Origin of the sequence: Sinomonas atrocyanea, from assembly GCF_030811715.1 — a bacterium.
Lineage (GTDB): Bacteria > Actinomycetota > Actinomycetes > Actinomycetales > Micrococcaceae > Sinomonas > Sinomonas atrocyanea_A.
In genome coordinates this window covers 1-22,600 of sequence record NZ_JAUSRH010000006.1, presented here as the reverse complement: position 1 = coordinate 22,600, position 22,600 = coordinate 1, and the positions used below count along the sequence as shown (strand labels likewise).

19 protein-coding genes are annotated in these 22,600 nt (G+C 72.0%); 5 read left to right on the top strand and 14 right to left on the bottom strand.

The features are described 5' to 3' along the window. The first annotated feature begins 18 nt into the window (after positions 1-18). Positions 19-471: a Fur family transcriptional regulator gene (locus J2W21_RS10845; RefSeq protein ID WP_307114535.1), complete on the top strand. Its 453-nt coding sequence runs from the start codon at positions 19-21 to the stop codon at positions 469-471. A 68-nt stretch (positions 472-539) separates the two neighbouring features. Next, the gene (locus J2W21_RS10840) at positions 540-1,991 is read left to right on the top strand and encodes a catalase (protein WP_307114534.1); all 1,452 of its coding nucleotides are present in this window, start codon (positions 540-542) and stop codon (positions 1,989-1,991) included. 153 nt (positions 1,992-2,144) lie between these two features. On the opposite strand, the gene J2W21_RS10835 is transcribed toward J2W21_RS10840, so the two are convergent. The 3 genes from J2W21_RS10835 to J2W21_RS10825 all read right to left on the bottom strand — a co-directional run bounded on the left by J2W21_RS10835 (position 2,145) and on the right by J2W21_RS10825 (position 5,957). Further along, the gene (locus tag J2W21_RS10835) at positions 2,145-2,744 is read right to left on the bottom strand and encodes a TetR/AcrR family transcriptional regulator (protein WP_307114533.1); all 600 of its coding nucleotides are present in this window, start codon (positions 2,742-2,744) and stop codon (positions 2,145-2,147) included. Between the two features lie 91 nt (positions 2,745-2,835). Continuing rightward, a complete protein-coding gene (locus tag J2W21_RS10830) occupies positions 2,836-4,344 on the bottom strand; it encodes an amino acid permease (protein WP_307114532.1) in 1,509 nt (502 codons plus the stop codon). 149 nt (positions 4,345-4,493) lie between these two features. Beyond that, positions 4,494-5,957 (bottom strand): FAD-dependent oxidoreductase, encoded by a 1,464-nt coding sequence (locus tag J2W21_RS10825; RefSeq protein ID WP_307114531.1) that lies wholly within the window; start codon positions 5,955-5,957, stop codon positions 4,494-4,496. A 63-nt stretch (positions 5,958-6,020) separates the two neighbouring features. Between J2W21_RS10825 and J2W21_RS10820 the strand changes: the two genes are divergently transcribed. Both J2W21_RS10820 and rarD read left to right on the top strand, forming a co-directional pair. Continuing rightward, positions 6,021-6,770, top strand: a complete 750-nt coding sequence (locus J2W21_RS10820; RefSeq protein ID WP_307114530.1) for an ABC transporter permease — start codon at positions 6,021-6,023, stop codon at positions 6,768-6,770. 29 nt (positions 6,771-6,799) lie between these two features. Beyond that, positions 6,800-7,792 (top strand): EamA family transporter RarD, encoded by a 993-nt coding sequence (gene rarD, locus J2W21_RS10815; RefSeq protein WP_307114529.1) that lies wholly within the window; start codon positions 6,800-6,802, stop codon positions 7,790-7,792. A gap of 168 nt (positions 7,793-7,960) precedes the next feature. Here the strand turns inward: rarD and J2W21_RS10810 are convergent, their stop codons facing one another. The 4 genes from J2W21_RS10810 to gabT form a co-directional block, all read right to left on the bottom strand. Next, positions 7,961-8,683: a hypothetical protein gene (locus J2W21_RS10810; RefSeq protein ID WP_307114528.1), complete on the bottom strand. Its 723-nt coding sequence runs from the start codon at positions 8,681-8,683 to the stop codon at positions 7,961-7,963. A 190-nt stretch (positions 8,684-8,873) separates the two neighbouring features. Continuing rightward, positions 8,874-9,308 carry an OsmC family protein gene (locus J2W21_RS10805; RefSeq protein WP_307114527.1) on the bottom strand — a complete coding sequence of 145 codons (435 nt, stop codon included), beginning with the start codon at positions 9,306-9,308 and terminating at the stop codon, positions 8,874-8,876. Positions 9,309-9,313: 5 nt separating this feature from the next. Beyond that, positions 9,314-10,186 carry a universal stress protein gene (locus J2W21_RS10800; RefSeq protein ID WP_307114526.1) on the bottom strand — a complete coding sequence of 291 codons (873 nt, stop codon included), beginning with the start codon at positions 10,184-10,186 and terminating at the stop codon, positions 9,314-9,316. A 156-nt stretch (positions 10,187-10,342) separates the two neighbouring features. Beyond that, a complete protein-coding gene (gene gabT / locus J2W21_RS10795) occupies positions 10,343-11,704 on the bottom strand; it encodes a 4-aminobutyrate--2-oxoglutarate transaminase (RefSeq protein ID WP_307114525.1) in 1,362 nt (453 codons plus the stop codon). Between the two features lie 125 nt (positions 11,705-11,829). On the opposite strand from gabT, the gene J2W21_RS10790 reads away from it, so the two are divergent. Then, the gene (locus tag J2W21_RS10790; RefSeq protein ID WP_307114524.1) at positions 11,830-13,263 is read left to right on the top strand and encodes a PucR family transcriptional regulator; all 1,434 of its coding nucleotides are present in this window, start codon (positions 11,830-11,832) and stop codon (positions 13,261-13,263) included. 5 nt (positions 13,264-13,268) lie between these two features. On the opposite strand, the gene J2W21_RS10785 is transcribed toward J2W21_RS10790, so the two are convergent. The 7 genes from J2W21_RS10785 to J2W21_RS10755 all read right to left on the bottom strand — a co-directional run bounded on the left by J2W21_RS10785 (position 13,269) and on the right by J2W21_RS10755 (position 22,408). Continuing rightward, positions 13,269-14,714, bottom strand: a complete 1,446-nt coding sequence (locus tag J2W21_RS10785) for an FAD-dependent oxidoreductase (RefSeq protein ID WP_307114523.1) — start codon at positions 14,712-14,714, stop codon at positions 13,269-13,271. Between the two features lie 28 nt (positions 14,715-14,742). After that, a complete protein-coding gene (gene cobA / locus J2W21_RS10780; protein ID WP_307114522.1) occupies positions 14,743-15,975 on the bottom strand; it encodes a uroporphyrinogen-III C-methyltransferase in 1,233 nt (410 codons plus the stop codon). Continuing rightward, positions 15,972-16,862 (bottom strand): ABC transporter permease, encoded by an 891-nt coding sequence (locus J2W21_RS10775; protein ID WP_307114521.1) that lies wholly within the window; start codon positions 16,860-16,862, stop codon positions 15,972-15,974. Before J2W21_RS10775 ends, cobA begins: the two co-directional genes overlap by 4 nt. Further along, entirely contained in the window at positions 16,852-17,577 is a 726-nt protein-coding gene (locus J2W21_RS10770) for an ABC transporter ATP-binding protein (RefSeq protein ID WP_307114520.1), read from the bottom strand. The genes J2W21_RS10775 and J2W21_RS10770 overlap by 11 nt, the downstream gene beginning before the upstream one ends. Before the next feature lie 44 nt (positions 17,578-17,621). Then, positions 17,622-18,806, bottom strand: coding sequence for an ABC transporter substrate-binding protein (locus J2W21_RS10765; protein WP_307114519.1), 1,185 nt, complete (start codon positions 18,804-18,806; stop codon positions 17,622-17,624). A gap of 304 nt (positions 18,807-19,110) precedes the next feature. Next, positions 19,111-21,366, bottom strand: coding sequence for a catalase/peroxidase HPI (gene katG / locus J2W21_RS10760; protein WP_307114518.1), 2,256 nt, complete (start codon positions 21,364-21,366; stop codon positions 19,111-19,113). 172 nt (positions 21,367-21,538) lie between these two features. Next, positions 21,539-22,408: an alpha/beta fold hydrolase gene (locus J2W21_RS10755; protein WP_307114517.1), complete on the bottom strand. Its 870-nt coding sequence runs from the start codon at positions 22,406-22,408 to the stop codon at positions 21,539-21,541. Between the last annotated feature and the right edge of the window lie 192 nt (positions 22,409-22,600).

Here is a 22,600-nt window from a genome sequence, read left to right as displayed (position 1 = left end):
AAGTGCTCTAATGGGGCCATGGAACCGAGCACGGAGCACAGCGGATGGGCCACGGCCCTGCGCGCTCACGGCCGCCGGGTGACCAGGCAGCGCCTCGCGGTGCTCGACGCCGTCGAGTCCCACCCGCACTCCTCGGCCGAGGCCATCCTCGCCGCGGCCCGGGAGGAACTGCCTGACATCACCCCGCAGTCCGTCTACGTGGTCCTCGGCGACCTGACCGACCTCGGGATGCTGCGCCGCTTCGAGCCGCCGCACTCCCCCGCGCTCTACGAGACCCGGGTCGGCGACAACCACCACCACGCGATCTGCTCGGCCTGCGGCCGCGTCGAGGACGTCGACTGCGCCGTGGGCCACGCCCCCTGCCTGACGCCCTCGGACACGCACGGGATGACGATCATGATCGCGGACGTGACCTACGTCGGGGTCTGCGCCGAGTGCGCAGCGAAGCCCGCCCCCGAGCCGGCGGCCTGACACCGCCCACCAGCCTTTCGTCCCACGAACCCAGTACGGCGCAGTACGCGCGGAACAGAAGGAGAGATATGACGGTCAACTACTCGACCACCCAGTCCGGCGCCCCGGTCGTCTCGGACGCCCACGCCCAGTCGGTCGGCGCCGACGGCGCGATCATCCTCACCGACCACTACCTGGTCGAGAAGCTCGCCCAGTTCAACCGCGAGCGCGTCCCGGAGCGCGTGGTCCACGCCAAGGGCGGCGGGGCCTTCGGCGTCTTCAAGACCACCGAGGACGTCTCGAAGTACACCAAGGCTGCACTGTTCCAGCCGGGCACCGAGACCGAGATGCTCATCCGCTTCTCCTCCGTGGCGGGCGAGAACGGCTCCCCGGACACGTGGCGCGACCCGCGCGGCTTCGCGATCAAGTTCTACACGTCCGAGGGCAACTACGACCTCGTGGGCAACAACACCCCGGTGTTCTTCATCCGCGACGGCATCAAGTTCCCCGACTTCATCCACTCCCAGAAGCGCCTCCCGGGCAGCCACCTGCGCGACGCCGACATGCAGTGGGACTTCTGGACGCTCTCCCCCGAGTCCGCCCACCAGGTCACGTGGCTCATGGGCGACCGCGGCCTGCCCAAGACGTGGCGCCACATGCAGGGCTACGGCTCGCACACCTACCAGTGGATCAACGCCGAGGGCGAGCGGTTCTGGGTCAAGTACCACTTCCACACGAACCAGGGCGTCGAGAACCTCACGGGCGAGGAGGCCGAGCGCATCGCCGGCGAGAACGCCGACTACTACATCCAGGACCTCTACGAGAGCATCGAGGAGGGCAGCTTCCCGAGCTGGGAGCTCTTCGTGCAGGTCATGCCGTACGAGGACGCCAAGACCTACCGGTACAACCCGTTCGACCTCACGAAGACGTGGTCCAAGAAGGACTACCCGCTCATCAAGGTCGGCACGATGGAGCTCAACCGCAACCCGGAGAACTACTTCGCGCAGATCGAGCAGGCCGCGTTCGCGCCGTCGAACTTCGTGCCGGGCATCGCGGCCTCCCCGGACAAGATGCTCCAGGCGCGCATCTTCTCCTACGCGGACGCGCACCGCTACCGCGTGGGCACCAACCACGCGCAGCTGCCGGTGAACGCCCCCAAGAGCGAGGTGCGCAACTACAGCCAGGACGGCTCGGCGCGCATCCACTTCAACTCCCCGAGCACGCCGGTGTACGCCCCGAATTCGGCCGGCGGCCCCGCCGCCGTCGAGCCCGCTGCGGGCGCCGCGGGCGGCGGCTGGGAGAACGACGGCGCGCTCACCCTGGCCGCGCACTCCCTCCACGCCGAGGACGGCGACTTCGTGCAGCCGGGCATCCTCTACCGCGAGGTGTTCGACGACGCCGCCCGCGCCCGCTTCCTCACCACGATCGCCGGTGCGGTCGGCGGAGTGAAGCGCGAGGACATCAAGGAGCGCGCGATCCAGTACTGGACGAACGTGGACTCCGAGCTCGGCGCCAAGCTCCGAGCGGAGCTCGGCAAGTAGCGGCTCGGCAAGCAGCAGTCCGGCAGTAGCCTCCTGAACGCCCGACGGCGGGGTGCCCACCTTGAGTGGGGACCCCGCCGTCGGGCGTTTCCCGCCGGCCGCGTACCCGGAAGGCCGGAACCGCGACGGGATGCGTACCCGGAACCGGGGGGGCTAGGAGGCGATCCTGTGCGCCGCGCGGTCGAGGTGGGCGACGAACCCGTCGGCCAGCACGTCGAACGAGTCGAGCGCGGCGTGCCGGTCGCCCGAGAGCACGAACTCGTACAGCAGCCCCATGACGGCGCCCACGTAGGTGCGGGCCATCGAGCGGGCGGCGCGCGGAGGGAGGCCCCGGCCGCGCAGCCACTTGGCCAGCAGCCCGCACCAGTGCTCCAACGACTCGGCAGACGGCCGGCGCGGATCGTCGGCGACCACGTCCTGCACCGACGCCTCGAACTCGAGCCGCTGCAGGTGCCGGCCGCGGTGGTCGAGGCCCAGCTCGAACGCCCTGCGGGCCAGGGCGACCACGTCCTCCGGGGAGTCGGACGCGGGCCTGAGCGTGGTCAGCGGCTCGAGCCGCCGCATGATGCCGCGGATGATCTCGGTGACCAGCTGCTCCCGATTGCCGAAGTGGTACACGAGCACATAGCTGCTGATACCCAGCGCGTCTGCGAGGCTGCGGAACGTCAGGTCGGCCAGCGTCGAGTCGAGCAGGTGGTCGAGGATCTGGTCGAGCAGCTCGTACTTCCGCTCTGGCCGTGGAGGTCTCGCCATGGCCCCATCCTAGACGCGGACCATCACGGATGTTGACAGTATCTGCAATGCACGTGGCGGTCCGGGCAAACTCCCAGAGAGCAGGCCCCGACTACTGCGCCGGATCCGACACCGAGCTGCGTTCCACCGCGAAGCGCTCGTTGAGCCGCGAATGGCGCTGTCCGTAGGCGAAGTAGATGACCAGGCCCACCACGAGCCAGCCGGCGAAGTAGATCCACGTCTCGACCGCGAGGTTGGTCATGAGGTAAAGGCACAGCAGGGCCGAGACGATGGGGAGCACCTTCCCAAAGGGCACGCGGAACGCGGCCTTGAGGTCGGGACGCTTGCGGCGGAGCACCACGACGCCGAGGCTGACCACGACGAACGCCGAGAGCGTGCCGATGTTGATCATCTCCTCGAGCACGTCCACCTTGGTCAGGCCCGCGACGAGCGCCACGGCGCTTCCGCAGATGATCTGCAGGCGCGCCGGCGTGGCGCGCTTCTCGCTCGTGACGGACAGCGCCCGCGGGAGCAGGCCGTCGCGGCTCATTGCCAGGATCACGCGGGCCAGGCCCATGAGCAGGACCATGATCACGGTCGTGAGGCCCACGAGGGAGCCGAACGCGATGACCTTGGCGGCGTCGGTGTTGCCGACGGCCTCGAAGGCGGTGGTCAGCGTGGGGGCCTCCGCCTTGGCCAGGACCGTGTACGGGACCATGCCCGTCAGCGCGAGCGAGACGAGGATGTAGAGCAGGGTCACGACGGCCAGGCCGCCGAAGATGCCGCGCGGAAGGGTCTTCTGCGGATTCTTGACCTCCTCGGCGCTCGTGGCCACGACGTCGAAGCCGATGAAGGCGAAGAAGACGAGGGCGGCGCCGCCGAACACGCCGAACACGCCGTACTGCGCGGGCGCGGCTCCGGTGAGGAAGGAGAAGAACGACTGCTTGAGCACCTCGGTGCCCCCCGAACCGGACGCCGGGACGGCCGGCGGGACGAACGGGCTGTAGTTCTGGGCCTTGACGTAGAAGAACCCGACCACGATCACGAACAGCACGACGGCGATCTTGATCATCGTGATGACGTTGCCCACCCGGGCCGAGAGCTTGGTCCCGAGGATGAGGAGCACGGTGAAGATCGCGACGATGAGGAACGGGCCCCACACGAGCTCGACCGGGCCGAGCTGGATGCTCGGCGGGACATCGAGCCCCGCGAGCGAGAAGACCTTGCTGAGGTAGATGCCCCAGTACTTGGCGATCACGGCGGCTGCCGTGAAGAGCTCCAGGATCAGGTTCCAGCCGATGATCCAGGCCAGCAGCTCGCCCATCGTGGCGTACGTGAACACGTAGGCCGACCCGGCCACCGGCATCGCCGTGGCGAACTCGGCGTAGCACATGATGGCGAGCGCGCACGCGACGGCGGCGATCGCGAAGGAGACCGTGACGGCCGGCCCCGCGAAGCTGGCGGCGGCCTTGGCCCCGACCGAGAAGATGCCGGCACCGACGGCGACGGCGACTCCCATGATCATGAGGTCCCACGTGCTCAGCGATCGCTTGAGCCGGCGCCCGGACTCCTGCGAAGCCGCGATCGTGGCCTCGATCGGCTTCGTGCGGAGGATCTGCATCCCACACTCCTGGTCTTCAGTGACGAACAAACCTGTCTACTGTACGGGTCCAGCCTGTGAGACCTTCAGAAGGTCTCACCATGTGAGACCTTCTGCGCCCCCGCGTCCCAGGCGTCCGGACACCGCGGCCCGGCCCCAGATGCTCGGACTCAGGCGCCCCGGGCGGCCTTGCGCGAGATCCGGACCATGTCCTCGCGCGGCACCACCTTCACGCGCTCGCGCCGCACCTGCCCGCCGCCGCCCGCGGCGCCGGCGGCAGCACCGGCGTCGGCCGCGTCCCCGGCCCACGCCTCGCCGAGGGCCCGCTCGTGGGCGTCGAGCTCGTTCCAGCCCTCCCACGTCGTGTACTCGACGCCGCGCTCCTCGAGCAGGGCGATGACGGCGTGCTCGTCCGGGTTCTCCGCCGCGGGCAGCGAGTCCCGGTCCTCGAGGAGGCAGCCGATCGTCTCGAGGGCGTCGCCCTTCGTGTGGCCGATGAGGCCCACGGGGCCGCGCTTGATCCACCCGGTCGTGTAGAGGCCGGGCATCGGGTTCCCATCCTCGTCGAGGACGCGGCCGCCCTCGTTGGGGATCACGCCGCGGCGGGCGTCGTACTCGATCTCGGCGAGCTCGGAGCCGCGGTAGCCGATGGCCCGGTACACGGCCTGGACCGGGTAGTCCTCGAACTGGCCCGTGCCGCGGACGTTGCCCGTGCCGTCGAGCTCCATGCGCTCGAACCGGATGCCGGCCACGTGCCCGGGCGTCTCGGGCGAGTCGTAGATCTCCACGGGGCTCTGCAGGAAGTGCAGGTGGAGGCGGCGGGAGGCGCCGGTGTCCTGGTCCTCCGCGATCCAGTTCGCGAGGGTGTTGACCATGGTCTTGACCTGGTTGTTGGTCTTGATGGCCTCGTCGGAGGCGTCGTCGAACTCGAAGTCCTCCGGGTACAGCACGATGTCCACGTCCCGGGAGTGGGAGAGCTCGCGCAGCTCGAGCGGGGTGAACTTCACCTGCGCCGGGCCGCGGCGGCCGAACACGTGGACGTCCGTGACGGGGCTGGCCTTGAGCGCGCGGTAGACGTTGTCCGGGATCTCCGTGACCAGCAGGTCGTCGGCGTGCTTGGAGAGCATGCGCGCCACGTCGAGGGCCACGTTGCCGTTGCCGATCACCGCGACCTCCTTCGCCGTGAGCGGCCAGTCCCGCGGCACGTCCGGGTGCCCGTCGTACCAGGAGACGAAGTCGGCGCCGCCGAACGAGCCCTCGAGCTCCACGCCCGGGATGTCCATCGGGGCGTCCTTGAGGGCACCGGTGGCGAAGATGACGGCGTCGTAGAAGCCGCGGATGTCCGCGAGCGTGAGGTCGCGGCCGTACGTCACGTTGCCGATGAAGCGGATGTCGCCGCGGTCGAGGACCTTGTGCAGGGCGTTGACGATGCCCTTGATGCGCGGGTGGTCCGGCGCGACGCCGTAGCGGATCAGGCCGTAGGGCGCCGGGTACTGGTCGAACAGGTCGATGCTGACCTCGACGTCGCCGCCCTTGACCTCGTTGGACTTGGTCAGGATGTCCGCAGCGTAGACGCCGGCTGGACCGGCGCCGATGATGGCAACACGCAGCGGGCGGGCGGGGGCTTCGGACACGTCGGATTCCTTCCGGTGGTCGGCGCGCGGGTGGGGCGCGCCCAGCCCCCTATTGTAGTTCTCGTGCAGACCGGGACGCTTCTGGGACTCGGGCCCGGCGTCGTCGTCTCCGTCGTCGTCCTCGCCGCCGCCGCCGCGGCCGTCCACCGCTGGGCACTCGGCGGCGGGTGGATCCCCCCGCTCGCGGCGAGCCTCCGCGCCGTCGGCCAGCTCGCCGTCGTCGCCCTCCTCGTCTCCCAGCTCGGGCAGAGCCCGTGGCTCGCGCTCGGGTTCGCCGCGCTCATGTTCGCCGTCGCGACCGCCACGACAGGACGACGCGTCGACCCGGCCCGCTGGTGGTGGGCCGCCGCGCCGATCGCCGCCGGGGTGCTGCCGGCCTCCGCCGCGCTCCTGGCCACCGGGGTCCTGCCGTTCGAGGGCCTGGCCCTCATCGCTCTCGTGGGCCAGCAGGTGGGCGGGGCGATGACGACGGCGAGCCTCGCCGGCCGCCGCGTCGCGGCGGAGCTCGCGGGGCGGCGCGGAGAGGTCGAGGCCGCCGTGGCGCTCGGGTTCGAGTGGCCCGCGGCGCGGCTCCTCGTCGCCCGGCACACGGCCCGGGAGGCCCTCGTCCCGCCCCTCGACCAGACGCGGACCGTGGGCACGGTGACCCTGCCCGGGGCGTTCGTGGGCATGGTGCTCGGCGGTGCGAGCCCCGTCGACGCCGCGATCGTGCAGCTCGTGGTGCTCGTCTCCCTCCTGGCCGTCGACGCGCTCGCCGCCGCCGTCGCCCTGTGGCTGTGCACGTCCCGCGGCTGGGGGCAGGCGCGGGAATAACCCGGCGCACGGCAGCGTTGGCTGCAGCCGTGACCTCTGAGCCGACCGCAGCCGCCCCCGCCCCCACGAGAACCGCCGCCGACCGCGCCCGCCCGGGCGGGACGACCGGCCTCCTCTACGGCATCGGTGCCTACGGGCTGTGGGGCCTCCTCCCCCTCTACTTCATGACGCTCGCCCCCGCCGGGCCCGTCGAGATCGTCGCGGACCGCGTCCTCTTCTCCCTCGTCGTGTGCCTCGTGCTCATCGCGGTGACCCGCTCCTGGCGGGCTCTCGCCGACGTGTTCCGCAGCGGCCGGACGTTCTGGGCGCTCGCCCTCGCGGCCGGGCTCATCGCCGTCAACTGGCTGACCTACACCTTCGGCGTCCTGAGCGGGCAGACGATCGAGGCCGCCCTCGGGTACTTCATCAACCCCCTCGTGTCCGTGCTCCTCGGCGTGCTGGTGCTCAAGGAGCGGCTGCGTCCGCTCCAGTGGGCAGCAGTGGGCACGGGCGCGGTCGCGGTGGTGGTCCTCACGGTGGCCTACGGGCGCGTCCCGTGGATCGCCCTGATCCTCGCCTTCAGCTTCGGCTTCTACGGGCTCGTCAAGAACCGCGTCGGCGCCAAGGTGGACGCCGTCACGAGCCTGACCATGGAGACGATCGTGCTCACCCCGTTCGCCCTCGGAGTCGTCGGGTGGCTCGGGGCGGCCGGGACGCTGACGCTCACCGGGCACGGCGCCGGGCACTTCTGGCTCCTCGCCGCGAGCGGGGTCATCACCGCGGTCCCCCTCCTGCTCTTCGGCGCCGCCGCGCGCCGCCTGCCGATGACGACCGTGGGGCTCCTCCAGTACCTCGCCCCCCTGCTGCAGTTCACGATGGCCGTGACGGTCCTCGGCGAGCACATGGCCCCAGAACGGTGGATCGGGTTCGGGATCGTCTGGGCCGCCCTCGCGGTGCTGACCGCGGACATGCTGCTCGTCTCCGGCCGCCGCCGCGCGGCCCTGCGCCGGGCCGGCCTGGACGCGGCGCACCGCCCCGCCTGACCCGTTCCGGGTACGCATCTCGACGCCCTTCCGGCGTTCCGGGTACGCATCTCGACGCCCTTTCGGCGTTCCGGGTACGCACGGCACCACGCGCCGACGCACGACGGCGGGTTCCCGGCCCGCGCGGCCCGGCCACGCGCCGTCGTCCGTCCGCGCACGCGGAACCCGCTAGTCTTTCCGGGTTTCGGTCGCCACATGTCCAGGCGGGGCGCCCAGACGACCGAAGATCCTCCCCGCGGTGAGGGTGGACGCGGCGAGGTACGCGACGCCCGCTGCCGTCCCGACGAGCGCGACGAGGAGCGCCGAGCCGCCGGAGACGAACGCGATGAGAGCGCCGAGCACCCCCGCCACCATCGAGTTGAAGCACGTGAGGAAGAACCCCGTGCTCGAGACCGCATGCAGCAGCACCGGACGCCGCGCCCCCAGGGTGTACGTGACGAAGGTTCCTTCCGCGTCGTCGGAGGTCGAGGTGATGAAGGAAGCGTCGATCCCGGGCGCGAGGTCGCGGTAGGCCCCGCGGAGCCGGTTCATGCCGGCGATCAGCAGGTGGTCCTCCTGGCTGCCGATCGAGACGCGCAGGAGCGTCAGCGACCCGAGCACCAGGAGCATGGACGCGAGCCCTATCGCCATCACCCAGAACCCGGCGCCGAACCCCGTCGCCTGCGCAACGAGTGCGAGCACCACAAGCGACGCCGAGGAGACCGTGAGGTGGATGCTGATCCGGCTCATGAGCTCGTTCCAGAGCATGCCCCGTGTGCCGAGCAGGCTCCAGTGCTCGGTCGCGAGGATGGTGGCGAGGACCGCCGGGGATGCGCCCGGGGCCTGCGGAGGCGCGGCGCGCTCGTCACCGGCTGCGGGAAGCGGGGGCGCGGCGTGCGGTTCTGCGCTCATGGTCCATGGTGTCCCCTCCCGCTCGGAGCGTAAAGGCGCCGGCGACGCCCGACGGCGGTGCCAGGCTCGCGCGGGCCGGGCACCGCCGTCGGGCGTACCCGAAAGCCGGAAAGGGCGACGAGATCTGTACCAGAAACGCCAGAGCCGCGACGAGATGCGTACCCGAAACCGGGGACCGGGGACGGGGGGGCTAGACGGGTCCGGGCGGCGTTGAGCGCAGTTCGAGCGAGCGGAGGCGCACCTCGGCGGACGCCCTGACGATCCGCACGATCACGGCATTCTCGACGACGCCCTGCACGAGGGCGCCGAGCTCGTCGAGGTGGCCGGTGCCCTCGGCCTCAATATCGAGCTCGACCCCCGTCGAGCGGGTCAGGGCCTCGTCGAATCCGCCGTCGGCGCGGACCTGGACCCGGCCGAGGGTGATCCCCCGGGCATGGGCGGCGGCGTGCAGGTCGTTGAACACGCACGTCGCGATCGCCAGGTGCAGGAGGTGCCCGCCGGAGGGAACGGCGAACGAGACCTCGGCCGCCCGGGTGCGGTGATGCTCGATCACGAGCCCCTCGGTCGGGACGGCGCGGGGCGCCTGCTCGGGCTCGGCGGTGCTGATGCTGGCCGCGAAGTCCATGGCGCTCAGCCCAGCGGGTGGGATTCGGCCCGCTCGTAGTCGCGCGGCACCACGACCATGGGCACCGGCAGGGCGCGCAGGACCTTGTTCGCCGTCGAGCCGAGGAAGAGCTGGTTCTTCTGCGCGAGCCGGCTCGAGCCGATGATGACGAGCTCGCCCTCGAGCCAGTCGAGGCTGTCCACGGCCTCCTCGAGGGTGCGGCCGTGCGCCACCTCCACGCTCGCCTCGTGGCCGGCGGGCAGGCGGCGCGCCGCCTCGGTCAGGACGGTGTTCGCGTGGCGGTGGGCCGCGTTGATGTTCTCCCCGGAGTCCCCCCGCTCGTCGAGCTCGACGAGCGAGACGAAGCGGAGCGGCACATTGCGCCGCCCGGCGGCAATGAGCGCGACGTCGACCGCGGCGTCGGCCCCCTCGCGGCGGCCGATGAACGCCGTGATGCGCTCCACCGGGTCCGTGCGGTGGTACCCGCGCGGCGCGAGCGCCACGGGCACGGGCGAGGCGTGCAGGAGCGCATTCGCGACCGAGCCGACCGTGTACCGCTTGAAGAGCCCGTTGCTCGCGGCGCCGACCACGATCAGGGCGGCCTCGAACTCCACCGCGGCCTCGATCAGGGTCGCGGCGAAGGAGTGGCCGTGGCGCACATGGAAGGTGGCCTCGACGTCAGCGGGCACGAGGGCCAGCGCCTGGCGCTGGGCGGTGAGGGTCCGCTGCTCCTCGGGGTGGACCCGCGGGCCGTCGGGGTTCGCCGCGATGTAGGGGGCGTCCTCCCCGAGCACGAGCATGAGGTCCAGCGTGGCGCCCTGCGCCCGGGCGATCGCGACGGCGAGGGCCACCGCGTCCGCACCCCGCTGGTCCGGCTGGTATCCGACGACATAACGCATGGGCCACCCCTTCACAGGTCGCGTCACGGCAGACGGCGAGGGCGCCCGGGATCCCGGGCGCCCTCGTCCGGTCTGCAGCTTGGTACCGCAGACTCTACCGGCCGGTCGGCCCGCAGAGGGCCGTGTCGCCGGAGGCTCGCTGGAGGACCTGTGCCGCTACGCGACGGAGCGGATGGCCGCCTCGAGCACGTCGAGCGCGTCGGCGAGCAGTTCGTCCGAGATCACGAGCGGCGGCAGGAGGCGGACGACGTTGCCGTACGTGCCGCAGGTGAGGATGATGACGCCCTCCTTGAGGCAGTACTCGGCGATCTTCTTCGTCGCCGCGGCGTCCGGGACCTTGGCCGTGGAGGCGCTGCCGCGCTCGACGAACTCGAGGGCGAGCATGGCTCCGCGGCCGCGGACCTCGCCGATGATGCTCGCCTCGCCGAGCTCCGCCTGGAGCTTGCCGAGGCGCTCCTTGACGGTGGCCTCGATCTCGCGGGCGCGGCCCCGGAGGTCCTGGGTCTCCATGGTGTCGATCGCCGCGAGCGCAGCGGCGCATGCGACGGGGTTGCCGCCGTACGTGCCGCCGAGGCCGCCACCGTGGACGGCGTCGAGCAGCTCGGCGCGGCCGGTCACGGCCGAGAGCGGCATGCCGCCGGCGATGCCCTTGGCGGTGGTGACGAGGTCCGGGACCACGCCCTCGTGCTGGACGGCGAACCACTCGCCGGTGCGGGCGAACCCGGACTGGACCTCGTCCGCGATGAAGACGATGCCGTTCTCCTTGGCGAACTCCGCCAGTCGCGGGAGGAAGCCGTCGGCCGGGACGATGAAGCCGCCCTCGCCCTGGATGGGCTCGATGATGATGGCCGCGATCTGGTCCGCGCCGATCTGCTTGCTCATCATGAGGATGGCGCGCTCGGCGGCCTCCTTGCCCGTGATCTGCGGGTTCTCCTCACGGAACGGGTAGCTCATGGGCGCCCGGTAGACCTCGCCGGCGAACGGGCCGAACCCGTGCTTGTACGGCATGGCCTTCGCGGTGAGGCCCATCGTGAGGTTGGTGCGGCCGTGGTAGGCATGGTCGAAGGCGACGACGGCGGTGCGGCCGGTGGCGATGCGGGCGATCTTGATGGCGTTCTCGACGGCCTCGGCGCCGGAGTTGAACAGCACGGTCCGCTTGGCGTGCTCGCCGGGGGTCAGCTGGTTGAGCTTCTCGGCCACGGCGACGTAGCCCTCGTACGGGGACACCATGAAGCAGGTGTGGGTGAAGTGCTCGACCTGCTCCTTGACGGCGCCCACGACGGCGGCGTCGGAGGCGCCGACGGTGGTCACGGCGATGCCGGAGCCGAGGTCGATGAAGGAGTTGCCGTCGACGTCGTGGATGATGCCGCCGTCGGCGTCCGCGACGTAGACCGGGACGGACGAGGCGACACCCGCGGCGACGGCCTGGGCGCGGCGGGCGGCGAGCTCGAGGGAGCGGGGGCCGGGGAAGTCCGCGAGGACCTTGCGCTTCTGCTCGAGGCGGTACTGGATGTCCATGACTGGGGTTCCTTTCGTCGGTCCCAACCTAGTGCGAGACACGCCACACGATGAATGGCCGATCGCACGAGGCTTCGCCGTCGCTCTCGTGCGATCGGCTAGCCTGCTCCCCTATCATTGAGGGCATGGCCCTGACCCTCGCCGACCTTCTCGCGCACCCCGACCTCGGCCTGCGGCTCGCCGGCTCGGCCACCTCGACGCTGCGCGAGGAGATCCGCTGGGTTGCCGTCACGGAGCTCGAGAACCCGGCCCCGTTCCTCACCGGCGGCGAGCTCGTCCTCACCACCGGCGTGCGCCAGCGCACCGCGGCCGAGCAGCGGCGGTTCGTGCGCGTCCTCCAGCGCGCCGGCGCCCTCGGGATCGGCTTCGGCGTGGCCCTCGGCCACGACTCCATCCCGCCGGCGCTCATCGCCGAGGCCAATCGGTGGGGCGTCCCCGTGGTCGAGGTGCCCTACCGCACCCCCTTCATGGCCATCGGCAAGCTCGTCGCCGACTCGCACTCCTCCGACCACTACGCGAGCCTCGAGCGCCTCATCGCCGCCCACCAGGTGCTCGCCCGCTCGCTCCTGACCGGCGGCGGCCTCCAAGAGCTGCTCCGCCACCTCGGCTCCATGCTCGGCACGGAGCTGATCCTGACCCAGTTCACCGCCCAGCTCTACGCCTCCAGCCCGGAGGCCGGCATGCCGTCGATGGACCGGTGGGTGCCCTTCCCCATTCCCACCGGCCGCCGCGACGCATGCACCCTCTGGGCCAAGAAGCCCTTCGAGGACACGGGCATCATCTCCTACGCCCAGAACCTCATCAGCATCGAGCTCAGCAACCTCATGAAGCAGCGCCAGGCCCAGCGGGCGCTGACCGGGCAGGTGGTCAACGACGTGGTGCGCGGGACCCTCGACGCCGACGAGGCCTCCCGCCGCCTCGCCGGGACCGGGATCAACTCGACCAAACGCAACGTGGTGATCCTCGCCGAGTCCGCCGCGCACCACCGCAACCTCCGCGGCACCACCCTCCCGGCCGCGCTCGACGGCGCGGTCACCGCGACGCTCGACCGGGACCTCGTCGTCGTGGTGGAGGACGACGGCGCCCGCGCACCCGGGCTGGGCCGCGCACTGTCCGACCACCTCACCGAGGCGGGGATCCACGCGACGATCGGGATCGGCGGCTCGTACACCAAGCCGAACGGCCTGCGGTGGAGCTACTTCGAGGCCAAGGAGGCGGCCGGGCGCGGGCTCGACGTCAACGAGCCCGAGCGCCTGAGCATCACGTCCCTGCTGCTCGCGAGCGAGGACGTGCCGCTCGCCGACATGGCCGGCGAGGCCGTGGGCCCGCTGGTCCGGTTCGACCGGCAGCACGGCTCGGAGCTCGTGCACACGCTCGAGACGTACCTGAACCTCAACGGCTCGGTGGCGCAGGTGGCCGAGCAGCTCAACCTGCACCGGAACACCGTGCGCTACCGGCTCGGGCAGATCGCCGAGCTCACGGGGTACGACCCGGCCGTGACCGCCGACCGGGTGCAGCTGTACCTCGCGCTCGCGGTGAAGAAGGTCGCCAAGGCCTGAGCCCGTCAGCCGGCGACGGGGGCGCCGTTCGAGATCGCGACCATCTCCTCGCGGGAGACCACCTTGACGCGCTCGCGCGCGACCTCGCCCTTGTGCGTGGGCGCGGGCTCGGCGGCGGCGCCGAGGGCCTTCTCGTGCGCGTCGAGGGCGAGCCAGCCCTCCCACGTCGTGTACTCGACGCCGCGGGCCTCGAGCAGCTCCTGGACGGCGGCCTCGCTGGGCTCCGCGGCGGCGGGGAGATCCTCGCGCGCGGCCAGGAGGTGGCCGATGGTCTCGAGGGCGTCGCCCTTGGTGTGGCCGATGAGGCCCACGGGGCCGCGCTTGATCCACCCGGTCGTGTAGACGCCGGGCACGAACTCGCCGTCGGCGCCGAGGACGCGGCCGCCGTCGTTCGGGACGACGCCACGGCGGTGGTCGAACTCGAGCCCGGGCAGGGCCGAGCCGAAGTACCCGATGGCGCGGTAGACGGCCTGGACGGGGTAGTCCACGAACTCGCCGGTCCCCCGGACGTTGCCCGTCCCGTCGAGCTCCTGGCGCTCGAACCGGATCCCAGCCACGTGGCCGGGCGTCTCGGGCGAGTCCACGACCTCCACCGGGCTCTGCAGGAAGTGCAGGTGGAGGCGGCGGGACGCGGTGAGCTCCGCCGGGTCCTCGGGCTGCTCGGCGATCCAGTTGGTGAGCGTGCCGACCATGGTCTTGACCTGGTTGTTGGTCTGGATCTCGCGGTCCGAGGCCTCGTCGAACTCGAAGTCCTCCGGGTAGAGCACGATGTCGACGTCATGCGAGTGGGACAGCTCGCGCAGCTCGAGCGGGGTGAACTTCACCTGTGCCGGGCCGCGGCGGCCGAACACGTGCACATCGGTGACCGGGCTGGACTTGAGGGCCCGGTAGACGTTGTCCGGGATCTCGGTGACGAGGAGCTCGTCGGCGTGCTTGGACAGGACGCGGGCCACGTCGAGGGCCACGTTGCCGTTGCCGATCACCGCGATCTCCTTCGCCGTGAGCGGCCACTCGCGCGGCACGTCCGGGTGCCCGTCGTACCAGGAGACGAAGTCGGCGGCGCCGAAGGAGCCCGTCAGCTCGACGCCGGGGATGTTCAGGTCGGCGTCCTTGATGGCACCCGTGGCGAAGATCACGGCGTCGTAGTGGCGCTGCAGGTCCTCGAGCGACAGGTCCGTGCCGTAGTCCACGTTGCCGAAGAAGCGGATGTCGCCGCGGTCGAGCACCTTGTGCAGGGCGTTGACGATGCCCTTGATCCGCGGATGGTCCGGGGCCACGCCGTAGCGGATCAGCCCGTACGGGGCCGGGTAGCGGTCGAAGAGGTCGATGCTGAGCGTCAGCTCGCCGGAGGCGACGGGGGCGCTCTTGGTGAGCAGGTCTGCGGCGTAGACGCCCGCCGGGCCGGAGCCGATGATGGCGATGCGCAGCGGGCGCTGCTGGGAGTTCGTCACGGGGTTTCCTTCTGGCTTCTTCTTCGGGTCACTGGCGGTTCGTGGAGAGGGGGGCCTCGGCGACGTCCGACGGCGCGTAGGGGCTCACGCGGACGACGTCGCCGATGACGATCACGGCGGGATTCGCGACGCCGACGGCGCGGGCCCGATCAACGATCGTACCCAGTGTGCCGATGGTGACGCGCTGCTCGGGGGTCCAGCCGCGCTCGACGATCGCGACCGGCGTCGAGTCGCCGAGCCCGCGCGAGCGCAGGACCGCGGCGGAGTCCGCGAGCCGGCGCACGCCCATGAGCAGGACGATGGTGTGGTCGGGCCGCGCGGGGAGCTCGGTCAGCTCGTCGTGGCCGGTGGCGACGCTGAATCCGGTCGCGAGGCCGCGGTGGGTGACCGGGATCCCGGCCGCCGCGGGAACGGATACGGCACTCGTGACCCCGGGGACCACCTCGACGTCGACGCCGTGGCGCCGGCAGAACGCGGCCTCCTCGCCGCCGCGGCCGAGGACGTAGGGATCGCCGCCCTTGAGCCGCACCACGACGTTGCCGGCCTGCGCCTCGCGGACGAGGATCTCGTTGATCTCGTCCTGGGTGGCCGTGTGCGCGCCGGGGGCCTTGCCGACCTCGATGACGCGCACTCCGTCCCCGAGCTCCTCGAGGAGTCCGCGCGGGCCGAGCCTGTCGGCCACGACCACGTCCGCCTCGGCGAGGAGGGTCCGCCCGCGGACCGTGATGAGCCCGGTGTCGCCGGGACCGCCGCCGACGAGGGCGACGCGCCCTGCGAACTGCCGGCGCCGGCGCAGCGGGAGCTTGCCGGTGCGCAGCGCGAGGGCCACCGCGTCCTTGAGGGCCTTGGCGCGGCGAGGGTCTCCCCCGGCGTTCACCGCGACGGTCACGTCGTCGACCCGGGCTGTGGCAGGGGTCCAGGCGGCGGAGGACTCGTGGTCGGCGGCGTTGACGCACCAGATCCGGCGCTCCTCGGCCTCGGCCGCGACGCGCGCGTCCACGGCGGGCACCCCGGTCGCGGTCTGGACGAACCACACACCTTCGAGGTCGGCCGTCTCGTAGCCGCGGCGCGCCCAGGCGACGACTCCAGCCTCCGCCAGGCGGACGACGTCGTGCGCCGCCTCGGGCGCCACGACGGTCACCTTCGCGCCGGCGTCGAGCAGGCCCTGCGCGCGGCGGGCGGCGACCTTCCCGCCGCCGACTACGAGCACGTCGCGGCCCAGCAGTCGCAGGGAGGTGGGGTACAGGTCGATGCCGCTCATCGCGTGCCTCCGGTGAGAAGTCCGCGGCGTGCCAGGAGGCGCCGCTCGAGGGGTGAGAAGACCGCGAGCTCGATCGCGATGCCGACGGCGAGGATGATCAGGATCGCACCCATGACCACGCCCATGTCGCTGAGCGTGCGGCCCTGGTCCAGGAGCGAGCCGAGCCCGAAGCCGAGCGTTCCGCCCACCGCGATGATCTCCGCCGCCATGAGGGAGCGCCACGAGAACGCCCAGCCCTGCTTGAGCCCGGCGACGTAGCCGGGCAGGGCCGCGGGGAGGATGATCTGGAGCGCGAGCTCGGCCCGGGAGGCGCCCAGGACCTTCGCGACGGAGCGGTACTGCGGCGGGACCTGGTCGATCCCGGAGATGAGCCCGTTGACGATCGAGGGGATGGCCCCCATGAGCACCACGAAGTAGACGGTCGCGTCGGTGAGCCCGAACCAGATGATCGCGGCGGGGACCCACGCGACGGACGGCAGGACCTGCAGGCCGGAGATGAGCGGTCCGAACGCCCGGCGCAGCGTCTTCACCTGGCCCAGGAGCAGGCCGAGCGGGGTGGCCACGACCACGCTCACGGCGAAGCCGAGCAGGCCGCGCTGGAGTGAGGTCCACACGGCCTCCTGGGCCTTGCCCTCGGCCCACAGCTGTCCGAGGGAGGCGGCGACGTCGAGGGGGCCGGGGACGAGGTCGCGGCGCTTGAGCCCGAGGGTGACGTAGAGCTGCCAGGCGAGGACGAGGACCACGACGGCGATGAGCGGCAGGAGCACCCGGGAGAGGTCCCGGCGCCGCCGCACGGTGTCCGACTGGAGCTCGTCCAGGCCGGCCTCGATGGCGGCGAGCTCGGCGTCGAGGGAGGCCGGCTCCGTGAGCGTGGGGTTACTTGGCATGGCGGGCGATCTCCTGCCGGAGGCGGGCGGTGAGCTCGTTGGCGAGGGCGGCGGAGGCTCCGGCGTCGTGCTTGACGGCGTCGCCGACCGCCCACTCCGAGACGACGCGGCCGGGGCGCGAGGAGAGCAGCAGGATGCGCTGGCCCAGCCGCACGGCCTCGCGGACGTTGTGGGTGACGAAGATGATGGTCCGTCCGGTCTCGCGCCAGATCCGGGTGAGCTCCTCGTGGAGGAGGTCGCGGGTGATGGCGTCGAGCGCGGCGAACGGCTCGTCCATGAGGAGCACCTGGCGGTCCTGGGACAGGGCGCGGGCGAGGGCGACGCGCTGGCGCATGCCGCCGGAGAGCTCGTGCGGGCGCTTCTCCGCGGCCTCGCCGAGGCGGACGAGGTCGAGGAGCTCGACGGCGCGCGCCCGCCGCTCGCCCTTGGGCACGCCGCGCAGGCGCAGGGCGAGCTCGATGTTCCCGCGGGCGGTGAGCCAGGGGTACAGGGCGGCCTCCTGGAACATGAAGGCGGCGCCGTCCGCCGGCACCTCGAGCGCGCCCGCGCTGGGCCGTTCGAGGCCGGCGATGATGTTCAGCAGCGTGGACTTGCCGCAGCCCGAGGCGCCCAGGAGCGCGACGAACTCGCCCTGGCCGATCGAGGCCGTGACGCCGTCCAGCACCGGAGCGCCGGCGCCGAAGCGCTTGCCGAGGTTCTCGAGCACCACAGTCATGTCGGGGTCCCTTCTTCCCAGTCCTGGCTTCCAGTTCCGGGTCTTCAGTCTTGGCCCAGGCCGGCGGCGCTGGCCTTGGCGTGCCCGGGGCCCCGGGCGAGGACGGCATTGAGGGCGCGCAGGTCGAAGAGGCCGTGGAGGTCCGCGGGCTTGGTGACGCCCGCGGTAACGCCGTCGGCGAGGAGCTTGGGGTAGGCGCCCGCGAGCGGGTCGGTGGTGAACGTGATGTTGGCCAGGGCGCGCTCGATCACGTTCGCGGGCAGGGCGGAGCCGGCAGCCTTCTTCAGCGCCGCGTTGACGGTCGCGGCCTTCTCGGCGGCGGTCGCTCGGCCCAGCCAGTCGATGGCGGCGACATGGCCGCGCAGCAGGGCCTCGACGGTCTGCGGGTGCTGCGCGGCGAAGGCCCTGTTGACCACGAGGATGGTGGTCGGGAACAGGCCGGGCTTGCCCGTGCCAGTGCCGTCCCACAGGTCCTTCTCGTCCACGAGCACCTTCGCGCCCGCCTGCAGGACGAGGCGGGAGGCCCAGGGCTCGGGCAGCCAGGCGCCGTCGATCTTGCCGTCCTGGAAGAGCTTGAGGGTCTGGGCGTTGTCGGTCGGGTTGACCGTGACGTCGCCGCCGCCGTTGGGGCTGGCCTTCAGGTTCTTGGAGGCGAGGTAGGCGCGCAGCGCCACGTCCTGGGTGCCGCCGAGCTGGGGCGTGGCGAGGACCGCGCCCCTGAGCTGGTCCGGGGCCGTGATGCCGGGCCTGACCACGAGCTGCGCGCCGCCCGCGGCCGCCCCCGCGATCACGGAGAGGGACTCGCCGTGGCTCTGCACGAAGGAGTTGATGGCGGGGTTCGGGCCGAGGTAGGCCGCGTCGATCGCCCCGGCGTTGAGCGCCTCGACCGCGGCCGGGCCCGCGTTGAACACCTGGGTGCTGAAGCCGTCCGTGCCGGCGTCCTTGAGCGTCTTGGCGAAGAGGCCGTCCTGGACGCCCACGAGCGCCGGGGCGTGGGTGACGTTGCCGAAGTAGCCGAGCCGCAGCTGCGGTGCGGGGACCCCGGCGGCGGAGGCCGGCGTCGTGCGCTGCTCCCCGCCGATCACGGCGGCGGCGACCGCGGTGGCCCCGCCGAGGAGGGCGACGACGACGGCGGCACCGATCCCGAGCGCGAGGCCGCGGCGCCGCTTCGGCGGCCCCGCGTCGGCGGTGATGCGGATGGTCCCGGGGTTCTTGGTGGTCTCGCTCATGGAAGGGGAAGTCCTTGGTCTCGCAGGTCGTCAGGTCTCGGATGGGGCCTATCGACGGGCCCGACATCGGCGCATTCGCACCGTGCGGGTGGGGGTCTGCGGGATCATGCGTTCAAGCATGGACGAGCGGCGGGGGCCCGCCCAAGGGTGGGTTCACGGGCGGTCACGGGGAGTCACGGGGAGTCATGTGGGGGCGCGTCGGGCAAGCAGAGAGGGCGGAGCCTGCGGGTGCAGGCTCCGCCCTCAGTGCGGCTGAGCGGTCAGCGGTGGGCCGTCAGCAGCCGGACGCCGTCAACGCAGGGTATCAGCGCAGGTCGAAGCGGTCCGCCTCCATGACCTTGGTCCAGGCGGCGACGAAGTCGTCCACGAACTTCTGCCCGGCGTCGCTGCTCGCGTACACCTCGGAGAGGGCGCGCAGCTGGGAGTTGGAGCCGAAGACGAGGTCCGCGGCCGTGGCGGTCCACTTGAGCTGGCCGGTGGCGGCGTCGGCGATCTCATAGACGTTCTCCTCGGTCTCCGAGGCCTTCCACCGGGTGCCCGGAGAGAGCAGGTTGACGAAGAAGTCGGTGGTGAGCGCTCCCGGCCGGTCGGTGAGGACGCCGTGGGACGAGCCGCCCACGTTGCCGCCGAGGACCCGCAGGCCGCCCACGAGGACCGTCATCTCGGGAGCCGAGAGGCCCAGCATGTAGGCCTTCTCCACGAGCAGCTTCTCGGCCGGGGTCTTCTCCCCCGGGCGCAGGTAGTTGCGGAACCCGTCCGCGCGCGGCTCGAGGTAGCCCACGGACTGGACGTCCGTCTGCTCCTGGGTGGCGTCGGTCCGTCCGGGCCGGAACGGCACGGTCGCCTCGAAGCCGGCGTCCCGGGCGGCCTTCTCGACCGCGGCGGCGCCGCCGAGCACGATCAGGTCGGCGAGGGAGATCCTCTTCCCGCCGGTCTGGGCGGCGTTGAACTCCTCCTGCACGCCCTCGAGGGCCCGCAGCGCGGAGTCGAGCTGCTCCGGCTCGTTGGCCTCCCAGCCGCGCTGGGGCTCGAGCCGGATGCGGGCCCCGTTCGCGCCGCCGCGCCCGTCGGTCTTGCGGAAGGTCGACGCCGAGGCCCAGGCCGTGCGCAGGAGCGTCTGGGCCGGGAGCGCCTCGAGGAGCTGGGCCTTGAGCGCGGCGGCGTCCGCCTCGTCCACCAGCTCGTGGTCAACGGCCGGGACCGGGTCCTGCCAGACCTGCGGCTCGGGCACCCAGGGGCCGAGCATGTGCGGGCCCACGGGTCCCATGTCGCGGTGCAGGAGCTTGTACCAGGCCTTCGCGAAGGCCTTCGCGAACTCGTCGGGGTGCTCGAGGAAGCGGCGGGCGATCTTCTCGTAGGTCGGGTCCACGCGCAGCGCGAGGTCCGTGGTGAGCATGGTGGGCCGGTGCTTCTTCTCCGGGTCGAACGCGTCCGGGATGATCTCCGGGGCGTCCTTCGCCACCCACTGCCAGGCCCCGGCCGGGCTCTTGGTGAGCTCCCACTCGTAGCCGAAGAGGATCTCGAAGAACCGGTTGCTCCACTCGGTCGGCCGGTCCGTCCAGGTGACCTCGAGGCCCGAGGTGATGGTGTCGGAGCCCTTGCCGCTGCCGTAGGTGCTCAGCCAGCCGAGGCCCTGCGCTTCGAGGTCGGCGCCCTCCGGCTCGGGGCCCACGTGGGCGTCCGCGGGGGCGGCGCCGTGGGTCTTGCCGAACGTGTGGCCGCCGGCGATCAGCGCGAGGGTCTCCTCGTCGTTCATCGCCATCCGGCCGAAGGTCTCGCGGATGAACACCGCCGCGGCCGCGGGGTCCGGATTGCCCTGGGGGCCCTCGGGGTTGACGTAGATGAGGCCCATCTCCGTCGCGCCGACCACGGGGACCATCTCGTCCTCGCTGACGTAGCGGTCGGGGCCGAGCCACGTGTCCTCGGAGCCCCAGAAGATCTCCTCCGGCTCCCACACGTCCTCGCGGCCGAACGCGAAGCCGAACGTCTCAAAGCCCATGGACTCGAGGGCCACGTTGCCGGCGTAGACGAGCAGGTCCGCCCAGGAGATCTTCTGGCCGTACTTCTGCTTGACCGGCCAGAGCAGGCGGCGCGCCTTGTCGAGGTTGGCGTTGTCCGGCCAGCTGTTCAGCGGGGCGAAGCGCTGGCTGCCGTCGCCGGCGCCGCCGCGGCCGTCGAACACCCGGTACGTGCCGGCGTCGTGCCAGCTGAGCCGGATCATGAGGCCGCCGTAGTGGCCGAAGTCGGCGGGCCACCAGTCCTGCGGCGTGGTCAGGACCTCGATGACGTCCCGCTTGAGCGCCTCGAGGTCCAGCTTCGCGAACTCCTCGCGGTAGTTGAAGCCGGTGCCGAGCGGGTTGCCCGCGGGGTGGTGGGCGTGGAGGACCGAGAGGTCGAGCCTGTTCGGCCACCAGTCGGAGTTCTTCCGCGGGTGGTCCGTCTTGGCCGTGGGGGCATCGATGGCGGGATTCTCGCTCTCGCTGCCGCTCGACGTCGCGCTCCCCTGGGCCGCTGCGCTGTCATGCATCACCGGGCATCCGCCCTGCTGGTTGTCGGTCATCTGCTTCCTTCCTCTCCCGAGGCAGGCCTCGGATTCGGGGCAAACCGGTCTACGGTGGGCCTTCGACTGCAGGCGACAGGCACGGCTGGCGGACGCACGGACTGCGGAGGGTGCGGCCGCGGCGCCGTCCTGTTCGCTCCCGACGCTAGCAGCGTGCGCTGATCCGCGCCTGTCACATGTCCAGAGGCCGGACAGCCAGCGCGTCCTCGAGCCACTGCGCGTAGCGGTCGGGTGCGAGCAGCACCGCTGTGTGGCCGGCAGACCCCATGGAGATGACCCGCACGGGCCGGCCCAGCAGCCGCTCCAGCCGGGGGACGTCCTCGGCCGCCTGGGTGGGGTCGTTCTCGGCGCGGAGCACGATGACGTCCCCGGGCCAGCGCGCGAACCGGTCGGGACGCACCAGTCCCCTGCGCACCACATCGGCGGCGACGGCGAAGTGGGACACCGCGTCTGCACGGGTCAGGTCCCGCCCGATGGTGCGCCACAGCACCGCGGTCCATTCCGCCCGGGGACCTGGCCCTGAGGGCAGCAGGCCACTGAGGCCTCGGACGAGGAGACGAGTGAGCAGGGGCCGCGGCAGCACCCGCACCACCGCGACGGCGAGCGCGAGCACGGGCAGCCACCGGCGCCCGTAGTCGGCGGGCCCGCTGCTGGAGAGCACCAGCCGTCGGATCCGTTCCGGGTGGGCGGCCAGGAAGGCCTGGGCGAGCAGGCCTCCGTAGGACTGGCCCACAAGGTCGCAGCGCTCGATCCCCTCGGCCGCGAGGATGGCGGAGAGCCCCGCGTCGACCTCGGCGAAGGCGGTCACGGGAGGATAGTCGGGGGCGACGACGGTATGGGTCGCCGCCAGCCGCTCGAGGAAGGCCGACCCGAGGGCCGCCCGCCGGAGGCCGCCGGTGAGCCAGAGCACCGCCGGCCCGCTGCCGAGCCGGACGTAGCGCCAGTGCGCGGCGCCCACGGCGAGCTCCCTGCCGCGGGCTTCCGTGAAGCGCCGCGCCCGGGCCAGCACCGCGTGTCCCTCGATCTGGTGACGGCTGCGCATGGACTGCATGCTCCTCGCAGCGGGCTCGGGCGGATACCGCCGAAGGTCACCCGGTGCGAGCAGACGAGTGTGGGGGGGGTTTGGGGGGGGGGGGGGGGGCCCCCCCCAATCACACCACACAAAGGCTGGGGGGGGTGAGGAGACCCCACCCCCCCCCCGCGGGCGGGGTGTTTTTTAGAGTCCCACGAGAGA

What these genes read in the sequence shown, in the direction of transcription:
- J2W21_RS10830 (WP_307114532.1), bottom strand. Translation starts at nt 4,344, where the DNA reads ATGCAGATCCTCCGCACGAAGCCGATCGAGGCCACGATCGCGGCTTCG.
- J2W21_RS10775 (WP_307114521.1), bottom strand. Translation starts at nt 16,862, where the DNA reads ATGCCAAGTAACCCCACGCTCACGGAGCCGGCCTCCCTCGACGCCGAG.
- J2W21_RS10770 (WP_307114520.1), bottom strand. Translation starts at nt 17,577, where the DNA reads ATGACTGTGGTGCTCGAGAACCTCGGCAAGCGCTTCGGCGCCGGCGCT.
- cobA (WP_307114522.1), bottom strand. Translation starts at nt 15,975, where the DNA reads ATGAGCGGCATCGACCTGTACCCCACCTCCCTGCGACTGCTGGGCCGC.
- gabT (WP_307114525.1), bottom strand. Translation starts at nt 11,704, where the DNA reads ATGGACATCCAGTACCGCCTCGAGCAGAAGCGCAAGGTCCTCGCGGAC.
- J2W21_RS10835 (WP_307114533.1), bottom strand. Translation starts at nt 2,744, where the DNA reads ATGGCGAGACCTCCACGGCCAGAGCGGAAGTACGAGCTGCTCGACCAG.
- katG (WP_307114518.1), bottom strand. Translation starts at nt 21,366, where the DNA reads ATGACCGACAACCAGCAGGGCGGATGCCCGGTGATGCATGACAGCGCA.
- J2W21_RS10805 (WP_307114527.1), bottom strand. Translation starts at nt 9,308, where the DNA reads ATGGACTTCGCGGCCAGCATCAGCACCGCCGAGCCCGAGCAGGCGCCC.
- J2W21_RS10800 (WP_307114526.1), bottom strand. Translation starts at nt 10,186, where the DNA reads ATGCGTTATGTCGTCGGATACCAGCCGGACCAGCGGGGTGCGGACGCG.
- J2W21_RS10840 (WP_307114534.1), top strand. Translation starts at nt 540, where the DNA reads ATGACGGTCAACTACTCGACCACCCAGTCCGGCGCCCCGGTCGTCTCG.
- J2W21_RS10765 (WP_307114519.1), bottom strand. Translation starts at nt 18,806, where the DNA reads ATGAGCGAGACCACCAAGAACCCCGGGACCATCCGCATCACCGCCGAC.
- J2W21_RS10790 (WP_307114524.1), top strand. Translation starts at nt 11,830, where the DNA reads ATGGCCCTGACCCTCGCCGACCTTCTCGCGCACCCCGACCTCGGCCTG.
- J2W21_RS10755 (WP_307114517.1), bottom strand. Translation starts at nt 22,408, where the DNA reads ATGCGCAGCCGTCACCAGATCGAGGGACACGCGGTGCTGGCCCGGGCG.
- J2W21_RS10845 (WP_307114535.1), top strand. Translation starts at nt 19, where the DNA reads ATGGAACCGAGCACGGAGCACAGCGGATGGGCCACGGCCCTGCGCGCT.
- J2W21_RS10810 (WP_307114528.1), bottom strand. Translation starts at nt 8,683, where the DNA reads ATGAGCGCAGAACCGCACGCCGCGCCCCCGCTTCCCGCAGCCGGTGAC.